The following is a 14,634-nucleotide window of genomic DNA, read 5'->3' on the forward strand; positions in this document are numbered from 1 at the left end:
GCGCGGCCTCGCCGCGACGTGGTCCCGGGCATCCCCCACCGGGTTCAGTCGAAGAGGCCACCGATCCCGTCGACGACGCTGCCCACCCCGTCGGCGATCGCGCCACCGGTGTCGGCCAGGGCGTCGACGCCGGCGTCCCACGCGGCACCGACATCGGGCCCGTTCTCGAAGAGCGAGTCGATCGCGCCGTCGGAGAAGATCGCCACACCGGCACCGACGACGGTGCCGACGGCAGCGCCGACCGCGGTGCCCGCGACCGGCACCACCGACCCCACGGCCGCGCCGATGCCGGCGCCCGCGGCCGCGCCCGCAAGAAACGAGCCGCCCTGCGACACCGCGATCTGCACGTCGCTCTCGCCCTCCTGGTAGTCGTTGTAGATGCCCAGACCGAGACCGATCGGGCCGAGCAGCTTGCCTGCGCGGCCGAGGTACTTGGGCAGCTTGGCGTCGTCGAGCGCCCGTGAGCGGTCGAGCAGGTCCTGCGCCTCGTCGATCTTGCCCTGGATCGCCAGACGGTCCGCCTCGAGCCTGGCCTCGTCGAGGGTCCGGAAGAAGAACCACTTGCGCTTCACGTAGCGCTCGGGATGGGCCTGCAGGTCGTCGATCGCCCGCTGGGCCTCGTCGAGCAGGTCACCGGCGCGACCCCTCAGCTTGGACTGGTTCATGGCCAGGCCGGCGGCCGCCGCGGCGGCGGCGCCGTCGCCCAGGATCTCGCCCATCGTGACCAGCCACGCGGCGTGCTCGCCCACGCTGTAGCGATCCTGTAGCTGCCGGCAGGCGGTGGCGTAGGCGCGGTCGACCCGGGCCGCCTCGCGCGAGGCCCGGTTGTAGGCGCGCACCAGCTCCTGGTGGGCGTTGTAGGCCGCCACTCGCTGGTTGTGAGCCTCGACCTCGGACTCGGTGCCGACGAAGTGATCCGGGGGCCGGGAAGGGCCGGCCCCCGGGTCCTGGATCACGAAGCCGGACACGGTCAGCCCGGCACCGCGAGCGTCGGCACGCACGGCGCGCATGTCCTCCTGGCAGCTGCGCAGCTTCTCGGCGAACTCGTCGAGGTCGGTGGCCATCTTCTTGGCCGCCTCCTCGAGGTCCTCGGTCGCGTCACGGCCACGACCCATCGTGGTCGAGAACTGGGAGCCGCCGGAGCCGTCCCAGGACGCCGTGGCGTCCCTGCGGGACTGGTTGAACGCGTCCGAGGCGTCGCCGAGCTCCTTGGCCAGCGAGTCGCGCAGCCAGTCGGCAGCGCCCTCGATGGAGGTCGGCTGGCCGCTGATCTCGGTGTCGATGCTCACCCCTCCATCGCCTCCCGGATCTCGCTCAGGCCGGCGTCGGCATCCGCATCGGCCTGCTGGTAGTAGCGACGACACAAGCGCACCAGCGCCGCGGAGGCGGTCAACGACTCGGAGACGTTGGCGGCGCTGTCGGTGACCTGGGCCAGCATCACGTTGATGACCGCCGTCATCGGGCCGGCGTCGACCCCGCCGGGCACGCTCCCGGCCAGTCCGTCGAGCCCGTCGGCGGCCAGGTCGAGCTCGCCGGCGATGTCGGAGAGCACCGCCAGGTCGACGTACAGCTCGCTCACAGCGCCGCTCCTGGGTGGTCGCGCAGCCCGGGGTCGACGTCGACGAAGAGCAGGTCGTAGGGGGTCGCGTCGTGGATGCGCTGGAGGGCCGAGCCGTCGCACAGCACCCACCGGCTCTCCGGCAGGTAGTGGTCGTGCAGCCGGTCCAGGGCGGAGTAGGCGTAGAGCGCCGTGCGTCCGTCGGTGACCCGGTGCAGGACGATGCGCCGGTCGGCGGCGTCGGGCTCGTCAGTGGTCGGGACGTACACGACGGGGGGCAGGGCTCGGCCGTCGACGGTCGTCCGGCCGGGGCCGTCGGGCTCGTGGGTCGGCGTGGTCACGCCAGGGAGTGTCACCCTCTGCCGCGTCGCCAAACCTCTGGCTTTCCCGCATCACCGTCGGCCTGTGTGCCGGCCGCGGCCGACCGTCGGGCCGATGCCCAGCTCGTCGGCGAGCCAGGGCGCCAGGTCGCTGGCGGCGTGCCCCATCAGGGCGCACCCGACGAGCATTCGCCCGTCGGGGCTGCCCGCCCGGCGCGAGCGCCAGGGAGCCGGGACCAGCTGCCGGTCGATCGGTCCGTCGACCTCGATGACGAGGGTGTCGGCGCCGGGCGCGGTGGAGGCGCGCACTCGGGTCACTGCCTCGCGCGACACGCGCTCCCGGCCCCACGCGGCGTCGTGGACGATCTCGGTCGCGCTCAGCCACACCGCCTCACGGTGACGACGCCCGGCCGCGGTGAGGATGACGCGGCCCAAGAGCCACGTTCCGGCCGCGATCACCGGCAGGGTGAGCAGCAGCAGCTCGGTGCCGCGGGTGCCGGCCCACCCGACGACGGTGCCGGCGAGCAGGACCAGGCCGGTGTCCAGCGAGATCGTGTGCCACCAGTCGCCGGGCCACGAGCGCACGACCAGGGCCGGCTCGCCGTCGAGCCGGTCGCGGCGCAGGCCCGGCAGTCGACGGGTCAAGGCGATCGACACCGCCAGGGCCACCGTGATCAGCACCCCGAAGGCGGTGTAGGCGATGAGCACCCGGAGCATCACGACGTCGCGCCCGACGAGGTAGGCGCCGGCGATGAGCCCGACGCCGAGCAGCGCGAGCAGCAGGTTGCCGAGCACGTCGCCGACCTTCGCGCGCCAGGACCACCGGCGAGGCGGGGGCAGGGACGAGTGTGGGGACACCTCCCCAGTGTCACCCGGGTGGAGCGAGGCGAAACCACCCGGGTGCACCTCTGCCGGGGGCCTCCGCCATGGCCTAGAGTTGAGTGGAATGAACTCAACTTCTTGCACGTTTGCAGAAGCAGGGGCCACAGTGGTCCTCGCCGCACCAGGAGGAGCCCAGTGAGCACGTTCGGAGCCGACAAGTTCACCACCCGAAGCAGGGAGGCCATCGAGGCCGCCCAGGTCTCGGCGACCAGCGCCGGCAACACCACCACCGAGCCGATCCACCTGCTCGTCGCGCTGCTGCTCCAGGAGGAGGGCACCCCGGCGACCCTGGTCACCAAGGCCGGTGCCGACGCGCCCGGCCTGGTGCGGGCGGCTGCGGCGCAGCGCGACGCCCTGCCGAAGGCGACCGGCGCCACCGTGCAGCAGCCCGGCGCCTCGCCGGCGCTGACCCGGGTGCTGGCCACCGCGATCGACCTCGCGGCCGGCATGAAGGACGACTACGTCGCCACCGAGCACCTCCTGATCGCGCTCGCCACCGTCGAGAGCTCGGCGAAGAAGGTGCTCACCGACGCCGGGCTCAGCGAGGCCGGGCTGCGCGACGGGCTCACCGCGGTCCGCGGCAACCGGCGGGTCACCAGCCAGGACGCCGAGGCGACCTACGAAGCGCTCGAGAAGTACTCCGTCGACCTCACCGGTGCCGCCGAGGAGGGCCGGCTGGACCCGGTGATCGGTCGTGACGCCGAGATCCGCCGGGTGGTGCAGGTGCTCTCACGGCGCACCAAGAACAACCCGGTGCTGATCGGCGAGCCCGGCGTCGGCAAGACCGCCGTCGTCGAGGGCCTCGCCCAGCGGGTGGTCGCCGGCGACGTCCCCGACTCGCTCAAGGGCCGCCGGGTGCTGAGCCTCGACCTGGCCGCGATGGTCGCCGGCGCGAAGTACCGCGGCGAGTTCGAGGAGCGCCTCAAGGCGGTGCTCGAGGAGGTCAAGCAGGCCGGCGGCCAGGTCATCACCTTCATCGACGAGCTGCACACCGTCGTCGGTGCCGGCGCGGGCGGCGACTCCGCGATGGACGCCGGCAACATGCTCAAGCCGATGCTGGCCCGCGGCGAGCTGCACATGATCGGCGCCACCACCCTCGACGAGTACCGCGAGCGGATCGAGAAGGACCCCGCCCTCGAGCGCCGCTTCCAGCAGGTCTTCGTCGGCGAGCCCAGCGTCGAGGACACCATCCAGATCCTGCGTGGCATCCAGGAGAAGTACGAAGCCCACCACGGGGTCCGCATCACCGACGCCGCCCTGGTCGCCGCGGCGACCCTCTCCGACCGCTACATCACCGGGCGCCAGCTGCCCGACAAGGCCATCGACCTGGTCGACGAGGCGGCCTCCCGGCTGCGCATGGAGATCGAGTCCTCGCCCGAGGAGATCGACCAGCTGCGCCGCCTGGTCGACCGCCTGAAGATGGAGCAGTTCGCGCTCGAGAAGGAGAGCGACGACGCCTCCCGCGAGCGGTTGGAGAAGCTCAAGGCCGACCTGGCCGACCGCCAGGAGGAGCTGCGTGCGCTCGAGGTGCGCTGGGAGCACGAGAAGTCCTCCCTCGAGGGCGAGGGCGAGCTGCGACGCCAGCTCGACCAGCTGCGCATGGAGGCGGAGCGGCTGCTGCGCGAGGGCAACCTGGCCGCGGCCAGCGAGATCAACTACGGCCGGATCCCCGAGCTCGAGCAGCAGATCCGCTCGGTCGAGGCCAGCGAGAAGGCGACCACCGAGCCGCTGGTCGGCGACGAGGTCGGGCCCGAGCAGGTCGCCGAGGTCGTCGAGGCCTGGACCGGCATCCCGACCGGCCGGATGCTCGAGGGTGAGACCGCCAAGCTGCTGCGCATGGAGGAGGTCATCGGTCGGCGGCTGATCGGCCAGGCCGGTGCCGTGAACGCGGTCAGCGACGCGGTACGCCGCTCCCGGGCCGGCATCTCCGACCCGCACCGCCCGACCGGCTCGTTCCTGTTCCTCGGCCCCACCGGCACCGGCAAGACCGAGCTCGCCAAGGCGCTGGCCGACTTCCTCTTCGACGACGAGCGCGCGATCGTGCGCATCGACATGAGCGAGTACTCCGAGAAGCACTCGGTGGCCCGGCTCGTCGGTGCGCCCCCCGGCTACGTCGGCTACGACGAGGGTGGTCAGCTGACCGAGGCCGTCCGGCGCCGTCCCTACTCGGTGGTGCTGCTCGACGAGGTCGAGAAGGCCCACCCGGAGGTCTTCGACATCCTGCTCCAGGTGCTCGACGACGGCCGGCTCACCGACGGCCAGGGCCGCACCGTCGACTTCCGCAACACGATCCTGATCCTCACCAGCAACCTGGGCTCGAACTTCCTGGTCGACCCGCTGCTCGACCCCGAGAAGAAGCGCGAGTCGGTGATGGCGGTGGTGCGCTCCTCGTTCAAGCCGGAGTTCCTCAACCGGCTCGACGAGGTCGTGATGTTCGACGCGCTGACGCTGGCCGACCTGACCCACATCGTCGACCTGCAGCTGGCCCTGCTCGAGAAGCGGCTGGCGGTGCGCCGGATCACGATCGAGGTCACCGACGCCGCGCGCGGCTGGCTGGCCGACACCGGCTACGACCCGGCGTACGGCGCCCGCCCGCTGCGCCGGCTGATCCAGACCGCGATCGGCGATCCGCTGGCGCGGATGCTGATCGGGGGCGAGGTGGTCGACGGCGGCCGGGTCGTCGTCGACGTGGCCGCCGAGGGTGGTGGCCTCGCGCTGACCGCCGAGTGAGGCCCGGGGCGCCCACTCCGACCGGCCGTTCTGTTGAATGGTCACATGAGTGACTCCACCCCGACCCGCCCCCGTCAGGTGACGGTGGCCGCCTGGCTGATCATGGTCGGCTCGGTGGTGGTGGTGCTCTCGGTCTTCGAGCGGGTCTCCGGGCTGCGCAGCCTGGAGACCCGCAAGGCCGTCGACCGGTTCCTGGCGGAGCCGCCCGGTGACGGGTTCGGCATGAGCACCGAGTCGGTGCTCGACCTGCTGCACGTGGTGTCGCTGGTCGCCGGGGCGTGTGCCGCGGCGATGGCGATCCTCGGCTACCAGCTGCTGCGCCGCTCGAAGGCCGCCCGGCTGATGCTGAGCGTGCTCGCGGTGCCGGTGTTCCTGACCGGGCTGGTGGCCGGCGGCTTCATGTCCTCGCTGGTGGCGGCGGCCACCGCGATGCTGTGGTTCCAGCCCTCCCGCGACTGGTTCGACGGCGTCACCCGGCACCGCCCCGACCCGCACGCTCCGGGAGCCCAGCGCGGCTCGAACCCGGCCCACCAGCCGGGCGAGCTGCCCCGGTTCGGCCAGCAGGGACGCCCCGGGCCCGACGCCGCACCCGACCGGCAGCCGCCGGCCGGGGCCGGACCCCGCGCCGTCTCCGGATTCGGCACCCCCTCGGCCCGGCCCGGTGGTCATGCCGGTGACCGGGCAGCCGACCGGGTGGGCGCCACTCCCGGCCCATGGGGTGCCGGGCAGCCGCCGCCCCAGGCGTCGCCCGGCGGAGCCGACACCCGTCCTGCGGGGCTGGTCTGGGCCTGCGCGCTGACCTGGCTGCTCTCCGGCCTGACCGCGCTGGTGCTGGGCCTGCTGCTGGTGCTGACCATCACCTCTCCCGACCTCTTCCTCGACGAGGCGGCGTTCGAGGAGGCGCAGGACCAGTTCATGTCGGGCCTCGAGGTCCAGCTGCCCACCGAGTCCGAGCTGATCGCCGGCACCGCGGTGATGGTCGCGGTCGGCCTGCTGTGGGTGGGGGCGGCGTCGGTGCTGGCGATCCTGGCGTGGCGCCGGCTCTCCGGCGCGCACGTGGCGCTGTTCGTGCTGACCGTGGTCTCGGCGGTGGGCAGCCTGGCCCTGACCCCGTTCGTCTTCGTCACGGCGCTGCCGCTGGCCGGCTACGTCGTGACCGCGGTGCTGCTGTGGCGACCCGACGTCCGGGCCTGGTTCGCGCGTGGCAGCAGGCAGTCCTGAGCCCGGAGGATCCGGGCTGAGCCTCAGGCGGTGAGGTCGGCGGCGGACAGCCGCCGCAGGCCCTCCTCGATCACCTCGGGCTGCTTGCAGAACGCGAAGCGCACCAGCTGCCGCCCGGCCTCGGCGTCGTCGTAGAAGCCCTGCACCGGGATCGCCACCACGCCGGCCCGGTCGGGCAGGGCGTCGCAGAACGTGGCGCCGTCGGGCCAGCCGAGCTCGCCGATGTCGGCGAGCGCGAAGTAGGTGCCCTCGGGCACCCGCACCCGCAGCCCCAGGTCGCTGAGCCCCGCACAGAGCAGGTCGCGCCGCTCGCGCAGGTCGGCGCCGAGCCGCAGCGGATAGTCGCCCTCCTCGTCCAGGGCATGGGCGACGGCCGGCTGGAGCGGCGAGCCCGAGGTGTAGGTGAGCCACTGCTTGGCCGCGAGGACCGCCTCGACCAGGTCCGCCGGGCCGGTGGCCCAGCCGACCTTCCAGCCGGTGAACGAGTAGGACTTGCCGACGCTGGAGAGCGTGAGCGTGCGCTCGGCCATCCCGGGAAGCGTCGCGATGGGCAGGTGCCGGTGCGTGGCCGCGTCGCCCTGACCGTCGGGGTAGGTCAGGTGCTCGTAGACCTCGTCGGTGATCACCACCAGGTCGTGCTCGATCGCCAGGTCGGCCACGGCCTGCAGCTCCGCCTGCGTCAGCACGGTGCCGGTCGGGTTGTGCGGGGTGTTGAGCAGCACGAACCGGGTGCACGGGGTGACCGCCGCCCGCAGCTGCTCGACGTCGAGCCGGAAGTCGGGCGCACGCAGCGTCACCGGGCGGCGTACCGCGCCGGCGACCTGCAGCATCGCCACGTAGGAGTCGTAGTAGGGCTCGAGCACGACCACCTCGTCGCCGGGGTCGACCAGGCCCAGGATCGCCGCGGCGATCGCCTCGGTGCAGCCGGTGGTGACCACCACCTGACGGTCGGGGTCGAGGTCGAGGCCGTAGTGGCGCTGCTGGTGGCGCACGATGGCGTGGCGCAGCTCGGGGATGCCGATGCCGGGGGCGTACTGGTTGTGCCGGCCCGAGTGCAGCGCCGCGGCTGCCCGCTCGGCCACCGAGCTCGGCCCGTCGACGTCGGGGAAGCCCTGGCCGAGGTTCACCGCCCCCGTCGCCGTCGCCAGGAACGACATCCTCGCGAAGATCGTCGGCGGGATGCCGTGCAGGCGCCGGGCGAGGCGCGGGTCGCGGTGGGAGTCGGCCGTCATGGCCCCGACTCTAGGAGACCCGCCACACCACTAATCTGGCCTCGTGACCGCGACCGACCCCACCCTCGCCGCCGACATCGACGCGTGCTGCCGGCTGACCGGCGAGTTCACGCTCCGCTCCGGGCAGCAGGCGAGCGAGTACTTCGACAAGTACCTCTTCGAGTCCGACCCGCTGCTGCTGGGCCGAGTCGCCCGCGAGATGGCCCAGCTGCTGCCGGCCGGCACCGAGCTGCTCGGCGGGCTCGAGCTCGGCGGCATCCCGCTCGCGACCACGCTCAGCAACCTGGTCGGGCTGCCCGCGCTGTTCGTGCGCAAGCAGGCCAAGACCTACGGCACCTGCAAGCTCGCCGAGGGCGCCGACGTCGCCGGCCGCCGGGTCACCCTCGTCGAGGACGTGATCACCACCGGTGGGGCGGTGCGCGACGCGACGCGGGCCCTGCGCGATGCCGGCGCCGTCGTCGAGGTCGTCGTGTGCGCGATCGACCGCAGCCCCGAGGGTGAGAACCCCCTGTCCGACGTCGGCCTCGAGGTGCGTCCGGTGCTCACCAAGGTCCAACTGGACGCCGCCCGCGCGCTGAACGCCGGCTGACCCGGCGCGCCCGTGCAGGCACTGGTCGCGGAGGACCCCGACGAGCTCAGCGGCGTGGCCGGCTGGGCGGTCGACGTCATGGAGCGGCTCGGCGGGTTCGGAGCGGGGCTGCTGATCGCCCTGGAGAACCTGTTCCCGCCGCTGCCCAGTGAGATCGTGCTGCCGCTGGCCGGGTTCGCCGCCAGCCGCGGCAGCTTCTCCCTCACCTCGGCCCTGCTGTGGACCACCGCCGGCTCGCTGGCCGGCGCGCTCGTGCTCTACTTCCTGGGCGAACGGCTGGGCCGCGATCGCGTCTTCGCCCTGTGGTGCCGGCTGCCGCTGATCGAGGAGCGCGACTTCCTGCGCACCGAGGCGTGGTTCGCGCGGCACGGCCGCAAGGCCGTGTTCTTCGGACGGATGCTGCCGCTGTTCCGCAGCCTGATCTCGGTGCCGGCGGGAGTGGACCGGATGCCGGTGTGGGAGTTCGCGCTGCTCACGACCGCGGGCAGCGCGGTGTGGAACACCGCCTTCGTGCTCGCCGGCTACCTGCTCGGCGAGGAGTGGCATCTGGTCGAGCCGGTCATCGGGTGGCTGCAGTGGGTGGTGCTGGCCGTCGTCGTGCTGCTCACCCTGCGCTGGCTGGTGCCGCGGGTGCGGCACCAGCGGCAGCGCCGCCGCGGCGAGCGCTGATCCGCGACCCGGCGCGCTCGCCGAGGGTCAGTCCCGCGAGTGGGCCCGCAACTCGTCGTCGGTGGTGTCGAAGCCGGCGATGTCGACGTCGGGCACCCCGTCGCCGTCGTTGTCGTCGCCACGCGGCCCGGAGGTGCGCTTGTGTCGCCACCACTCGTAGACCACCGGAACCACCGAGAGCGCCAGGATCGTGATGATCGCGTAGTCGATGTTGTCGCGCAGCCACGGCACCCGGGTGCCGAGGAAGTAGCCCAGCAGCGTGATGCTCACGACCCACAGCGCCGCGCCGACCATGCTCCAGAGCATGAACCGGTGGCGGCTCATCCGGGTGACCCCGGCGACCACGGTGATGTAGGTGCGCACGAACGGCACGAACCGGCCGATCACCAGCGCCTTGTTGCCGTGCTTGTCGAAGAAGGCCTGGGTCTGGTCGAAGTACTTCTTCTTCAGGATCCGGCCCTCGCGGTGGTACAGCGGGGGACCGATCAGCCGGCCGATCTCGTAGCCGACCACGTTGCCGAAGAACGCCGCGCCGGTCAGCAGCGCCAGCGCGATCACCAGCTCGACCGGGGCGCCCGCGGCGAACAGGTCGATGTCCTCGGTGGCGATGAAGACGCCGAGGGAGAGCAGCAGCGTGTCACCGGGGAGGAACGGGAAGAACAGACCGCACTCGACGAAGACGATCGCCAGGCTCAGCCACAGGAGCTCCTCGCCGAACCGGTCCAGCAGGTAGTCGGGGTCCATCCAGTCCATCCCGAGCAGGAGGGGGTGGAGGAGATCCGGGAGACCGGACAGCAGGTCGAGCGCGGGCACCCCAGAACGGTACCTGGCCACGCCGACTCCGTGACCCGCGCCGGGGGAACACCGGGGTGCGGCTCAGGGAAGACCCCGGGATGACTACTCTCGCCGCGTGCCCGACCAGCCCGACCGCCCGGAACCTGCCTCCGCGGCCCGGCGCGCGCCGTACGACCCGATGCCGCACGGGCCGGCCGAGGTCGGGGTGGGTCCCTGGGCGGGCCCGTGGCCCGACGACGAGCGCTACGACCCGGTGCTGCTGGCCGAGGGCGACCGGCGCAACGTCGTGGACCGCTACCGCTACTGGACGCTCGAGGCGATCGTGGCCGACCTCGACACCCGGCGCCACGACTTCCACGTGGCGATCGAGAACTGGCAGCACGACTTCAACATCGGCACGATCGTGCGCACGGCCAACGCGTTCCTGGCCGCCGAGGTGCACATCGTCGGCAACCGGCGGTGGAACCGCCGCGGGGCGATGGTCACCGACCGCTACCAGCACGTACGCCACCACCCGGACGTCGAGGAGCTCTCCGGCTACCTCAAGGAGCGGCCGGGCGGTCCGGTGACCCTCCTCGGCATCGACAACCTCCCGGGCTCGGCGCATCTGGAGACGATGACGGTGCCGCGACGGGTCTGCTTCCTGTTCGGACAGGAGGGGCCCGGGCTCTCCGAAGGGGCCCGCGTGGCCTGCGACGGCACCTTCTCGATCGCGCAGTTCGGGTCGACCCGCTCGATCAACGCCTCCGCGGCCGCCGCGATCGCGATGCACACCTGGATCCGGGAGCACGCCGACCTGTCCGGCGACGACGCGTGGCGCGGCTGAGCCAGGCCACCGGCCGGCGCTGGGCCGACCCCGAGCAGGCGCGGGTCAACGGGCGGTCAGCACCGCCTGGAGTCGTTCGACGGCGCGGGAGGAGTGGCTCTTGACCGTGCCCGGCGCGATGCCGAGCTCGCGGGCGGTCTCCTCCACCGACAGGCCGAGCCAGTGCCGCAGCACCACCACCCGGCGCTGGGCCAGCGGCAGCGACTGCAGCGCGTCGAAGAGCGCCGAGCGCTCCTCCACCGGCAGCGGGTCCCGAGCCGACGGGTCGAGGCCGTCGAGACCGGGCCGTTCACGACGCCACGGCCGCCGGCTCTCGTCGATGTTCGCCTGCACCAGGATCTGCCGCACGTAGGCCTCCTCCCGGCCGTCGCGGTGCAGCCGCGGCCACGCGACGTACAGCTTGACCAGCGCGGTCTGCAGCAGGTCGTCGGCGCGGTGCCAGTCGCCGCACAGCGCATAGGCGATCCGGCGCAGGTGGGTCTGCCGCGCCGCGACGAAGTCGCTGAACTCCTCGTCTCGCGAGGCCCGGCTCACCGCACTGCCCCGTTCGCTCCCGGCTCGGCCGCAACCGCACGGTGTGCTGCCGGCCCGCCGCCCCAGCGGCCTCGCGCTTCGCTCCGCACCGCCCCGTTCGCTCGCAGCTCGGCCGCAATCGGACTGTGTGCTGCCGGCCCGCCGCCCCAGCGGCCTCGCGCTTCGCTCACCGGAGGCCCTCTCCGGAGGCGTACTGCCCGCGCGCCCACGAGAGCAGCTCGGCGAACGTGGCCCCCACCAGGTTCGCCGACGGGTCGTCGATCGGTGTGGTGACGACCTCCAGCACGCCGCCCTCGACCCGCCACACCACGAACAGCTCGCGCCGCTCCTCGCCGGCGCGCAGCAGCGCGGCACCGGTCGGGACACCGGGTGGGGCGAACCGGTCGCCGAGGCGCGGGTCGTCGGTGCGCTGCAGCACCTCGGTGCCGGAGGTCGGAACCACCTCGCCCTCGGCGGTCAGCCGCAGGGTGCCCGGCCAGCCGCTCGGGGCGCCGCTGCCCCCGCGGTCGACGCTCACCTGGTCGGCGACGTAGTGGGCGAAGTCGGCCCAGCCGTTGCTCGGCGTCGCCATGCTCGCGCCGAACTGCAGCCCCTCCTCCCCGGCCGCGCGGTCCAGCGTCAGGATCGCCCAGGTGCGCTGCCCGCGGAAGGTGAGGTCGAGCGCGTCGGAGCGTTCGGGCGGCACGAAGTCGTAGGGGTTCTCGATCCGCTCGTGCACCTCGACGCCCGGGCGCACCTGGAGGGTGCCGTCGTCGGCGTAGCGGACCACCTCGCCCTTCGACCACTCCTCGTCCACCGCCGGGACCGACGTCGGGGAGGGCATCGGCGACGGATCGGCGGCGATCTCACTGGTGCTGCGCCCCTGGCCTCCGGGCGAGCTCACGGCGAAGCCCGTGCCCAACACCGCGGCGACCGCGACGGCCCCGGCCAGCGCGGAGACCCGGCGGCGCCGCAGCGCACGCCGGCCGGCCCCCAGCGTCACCTCGACCGGTCGGTGTGCTGGGCCGCTGCCGAACGCGGCGTCCAGCTCGTCGTGCAGGGTGTCGGTCATGGTTCGCTCCGTCTCGTGAGTCTCAGGCTCTCACCGGTGATACGGAACGCGGCGTCGTCAGGTTGTCACCAGCCGTGAGGAGGACGCGGCAACAGGGATCCAGGTTCGGTTCAGGCCCTCCGGCGGCACGGCGCGAGGTCGAGGCGCAGCCGCTCGCCGCGGTCGATGAAGACCCGCTCCCGCTGGAGCACCCGGCCCTCCACCTCGCACGTGAACGTGTAGCTCTCCCGGTGGCCGGCGGTGGTGTGGGTGCGCGCTCGGAAGAGCGACTCGGTCAGCGTGTAGGACGGGGAGAGCGAGGCGTAGTTCGTCACCCGGACCACGTAGCGTCCGGCCGCGGCGGACGGCACCTCCACCGACTCCTTCTCGCCGGGCGCGTTGCCGGAGGAGCCGACCTCGACCAGCTCGTCACCTTCCTTGCGGAAGACCGTCAGATCCAGGTCGTCGGGCGTGGGCCAGTCGAGGTCGATGCGCCAGACGTCGACGGCCTCGTCGAGCACCACCTCGTGGTCGGTGTGCTCGCCCGGGCCGGCGACGGCGCCCTCGGTGGTGCGGGTGTCGTAGGGCTCGGTCGCGAGCTCGGTGTAGCTGCGCGGCTGCACGACCGGCCGGGTCGAGGGGTTCACCACCCACGAGAACCGGCCGCGCGGCTCGATGGCGGTGTCGACCCCGTCGGCGAAGGACCCGGCCCAGGTCGGGGTCTCGAACGACTTGGTCAAGCGCAGGGTGGCGCCTCGCGGGGCCCGGCCGCTGATCACGCCGCTGTACGCCGTGTCGACGGCGTGCTCGAGGGCGATCAGGTAGGCCTCCCGGTTGCCCTTGCCGGCGTGCTCGCCCGCGCCGAGGTACTCGTCGACGACCTCGGGGAACGGCGGGTGGAACTCGTTGGCGCCGATCTCGAAGGTGTAGCCGAAGCCGCCGGTCGCGTTGTAGGACCAGTCCTCGGTGGTGCCGGTCGTGTCGTAGAGCTGCCAGCCGTGGATGTTGGCGTAGCCGTTCTGGGCGGCCATCTTGGCGCCGAGCCGCTTGAGCGCCGACTCGTCGGGGGCGTCGCCGACCGGCTTGCCGTCGGGGCCGAGCGTGGCCGGGTTGACCCCGTTCGGGCGGAGGATGAGGTTCGAGAAGGTGTGGTTGCTGATCATCATCGTGACCTGCCGGCTGGCGATCAGGTCGCGCACGTTCTGGGTCTCCGGCTCGGAGAACGGCGCGGCGCCGCGGTAGGTCGGGTCGAGGATGCCCGCCCCGACCTCGCCGGCGTCCGGCGTGGGGCCGGCCGCCCCCGGCCCGCCCCAGAAGCCGCCGTAGTTGCGGTTGAGGTCGACGCCGCTGCCGAAGCCGCCGTTGCTGTTGAGGGTCAGCACGCAGCTGCCGTCGGAGGTGTCCTGGCCGTCGACGATGCGGCAGTTCTTGCGCTTGTAGGCCTGGCCGACCGTCGCCAGCACCGACAGCGACCCGTCGAGCGGGTCGTAGTCGTTGAGCGCCCGCAGGTCGAGGAACTCGCCGTCGGTGCGAGAGAGGTGGAAGCCGTCGACGTTGACCACCGGCACCACCACGACCCGCGCCCGGCGCAGCAGCCGGGTGATCCGGGGGTCTCGGCCGTAGTTGTCGGCCAGGTCGATCGCGAACTCCATCGCGAGCTCGCCCGAGGGCCACTCGCGGGCGTGGTGGACGCCGAGCAACACGAACGTCGGCTGGCCGGTCAGCCCGCGACGCACGCCGCGGCCGATCTCGACGGCGTGGATCGCTCGCCCGTCGAGGCTGGGCCGCGGCAGCGTGAACGTGCGCACGATCCGTCGGTGCCGCTCGGCGAGCTCGGCCATGTCGGACTCGTAGTCGGCCAGGGTGCGGTAGCCCACGCGGCCCGACGGCAGCGGGGAGCGGGCGACCCGGGCGGCGTACCGCTCGTTGGCGGCGGCGACCTCGAGGCTGCGGGCGATGAGGTCGGGGATCCGCACGTCGTGGTCGAAGCCGGCCGCGGCGAGCCGGGCCAGGTCCAGGGGCGTGTGCAGCACGACCTCGACGTAGTCGTGGCCGGCGTGCTCGGTGAGGTCCAGGCCGAGCCGGGTGAGCCGCTGCTTGTCGGCCGCCGTCGGGGTCGCGACGGTGACCAGCTGGGGACGGAACACCTCGCCGACCGGTCCGGCCGCGCTCGTGCCGGGGGCGCTCAGCTGACCGGCGCCGAGGGCGGCGACCAGGAGCGCGCCGGCCACGAGGCGAGCGCTGCGGC

The 14,634-nt window shown here is 72.9% G+C and carries 14 protein-coding genes; 5 read left to right on the top strand and 9 right to left on the bottom strand.

Annotation, left to right across the window (positions count from 1 at the left end):
- Positions 1-44: 44 nt before the first annotated feature.
- The 4 genes from D6B71_RS09835 to D6B71_RS09850 are packed head-to-tail and all read right to left on the bottom strand — an operon-like array spanning position 45 to position 2,736.
- Positions 45-1,289, bottom strand: a complete 1,245-nt coding sequence (locus D6B71_RS09835) for a hypothetical protein (protein ID WP_121254521.1) — start codon at positions 1,287-1,289, stop codon at positions 45-47.
- On the bottom strand, positions 1,286-1,579 hold the full coding sequence (locus D6B71_RS09840) for a hypothetical protein (protein ID WP_121254523.1): 294 nt from the start codon (positions 1,577-1,579) through the stop codon (positions 1,286-1,288). Before D6B71_RS09840 ends, D6B71_RS09835 begins: the two co-directional genes overlap by 4 nt.
- Complete coding sequence (locus tag D6B71_RS09845; RefSeq protein ID WP_121254525.1) at positions 1,576-1,899, bottom strand: SAV_915 family protein; 324 nt, start codon at positions 1,897-1,899, stop codon at positions 1,576-1,578. The genes D6B71_RS09840 and D6B71_RS09845 overlap by 4 nt, the downstream gene beginning before the upstream one ends.
- Positions 1,900-1,950: 51 nt before the next feature.
- Positions 1,951-2,736, bottom strand: a complete 786-nt coding sequence (locus D6B71_RS09850; protein ID WP_126688228.1) for a hypothetical protein — start codon at positions 2,734-2,736, stop codon at positions 1,951-1,953.
- A 159-nt stretch (positions 2,737-2,895) separates the two neighbouring features.
- Here D6B71_RS09850 and clpB point away from each other — a divergent pair, with 159 nt between their 5' ends.
- Together clpB and D6B71_RS09860 are read left to right on the top strand one after the other, a co-directional pair.
- Entirely contained in the window at positions 2,896-5,490 is a 2,595-nt protein-coding gene (clpB, locus tag D6B71_RS09855; RefSeq protein ID WP_121254529.1) for an ATP-dependent chaperone ClpB, read from the top strand.
- Positions 5,491-5,535: 45 nt separating this feature from the next.
- Positions 5,536-6,711 carry a hypothetical protein gene (locus D6B71_RS09860; protein WP_126688229.1) on the top strand — a complete coding sequence of 392 codons (1,176 nt, stop codon included), beginning with the start codon at positions 5,536-5,538 and terminating at the stop codon, positions 6,709-6,711.
- Positions 6,712-6,734: 23 nt separating this feature from the next.
- Here D6B71_RS09860 and D6B71_RS09865 read toward each other — a convergent pair whose 3' ends face one another.
- Positions 6,735-7,943 carry a pyridoxal phosphate-dependent aminotransferase gene (locus D6B71_RS09865; protein WP_121254533.1) on the bottom strand — a complete coding sequence of 403 codons (1,209 nt, stop codon included), beginning with the start codon at positions 7,941-7,943 and terminating at the stop codon, positions 6,735-6,737.
- A 43-nt stretch (positions 7,944-7,986) separates the two neighbouring features.
- On the opposite strand from D6B71_RS09865, the gene pyrE reads away from it, so the two are divergent.
- Together pyrE and D6B71_RS09875 are read left to right on the top strand one after the other, a co-directional pair.
- The gene (gene pyrE, locus D6B71_RS09870) at positions 7,987-8,532 is read left to right on the top strand and encodes an orotate phosphoribosyltransferase (RefSeq protein ID WP_206051665.1); all 546 of its coding nucleotides are present in this window, start codon (positions 7,987-7,989) and stop codon (positions 8,530-8,532) included.
- Between the two features lie 12 nt (positions 8,533-8,544).
- The gene (locus D6B71_RS09875; protein WP_240641287.1) at positions 8,545-9,201 is read left to right on the top strand and encodes a DedA family protein; all 657 of its coding nucleotides are present in this window, start codon (positions 8,545-8,547) and stop codon (positions 9,199-9,201) included.
- Between the two features lie 27 nt (positions 9,202-9,228).
- Here the strand turns inward: D6B71_RS09875 and D6B71_RS09880 are convergent, their stop codons facing one another.
- Positions 9,229-10,014, bottom strand: coding sequence for a DedA family protein (locus tag D6B71_RS09880; RefSeq protein ID WP_240641288.1), 786 nt, complete (start codon positions 10,012-10,014; stop codon positions 9,229-9,231).
- A gap of 160 nt (positions 10,015-10,174) precedes the next feature.
- Here D6B71_RS09880 and D6B71_RS09885 point away from each other — a divergent pair, with 160 nt between their 5' ends.
- Positions 10,175-10,822, top strand: coding sequence for a TrmH family RNA methyltransferase (locus tag D6B71_RS09885; RefSeq protein ID WP_121254615.1), 648 nt, complete (start codon positions 10,175-10,177; stop codon positions 10,820-10,822).
- A 45-nt stretch (positions 10,823-10,867) separates the two neighbouring features.
- On the opposite strand, the gene D6B71_RS09890 is transcribed toward D6B71_RS09885, so the two are convergent.
- The 3 genes from D6B71_RS09890 to D6B71_RS09900 form a co-directional block, all read right to left on the bottom strand.
- Positions 10,868-11,356: a SigE family RNA polymerase sigma factor gene (locus D6B71_RS09890; RefSeq protein ID WP_121254535.1), complete on the bottom strand. Its 489-nt coding sequence runs from the start codon at positions 11,354-11,356 to the stop codon at positions 10,868-10,870.
- 166 nt (positions 11,357-11,522) lie between these two features.
- Positions 11,523-12,407 (bottom strand): hypothetical protein, encoded by an 885-nt coding sequence (locus D6B71_RS09895; RefSeq protein ID WP_121254537.1) that lies wholly within the window; start codon positions 12,405-12,407, stop codon positions 11,523-11,525.
- Positions 12,408-12,517: 110 nt separating this feature from the next.
- A complete protein-coding gene (locus D6B71_RS09900) occupies positions 12,518-14,617 on the bottom strand; it encodes a M14 family zinc carboxypeptidase (protein ID WP_206051666.1) in 2,100 nt (699 codons plus the stop codon).
- Positions 14,618-14,634 lie beyond the last annotated feature (17 nt).

This window comes from Nocardioides ferulae (assembly GCF_003660455.1).
Lineage (GTDB): Bacteria > Actinomycetota > Actinomycetes > Propionibacteriales > Nocardioidaceae > Nocardioides > Nocardioides ferulae.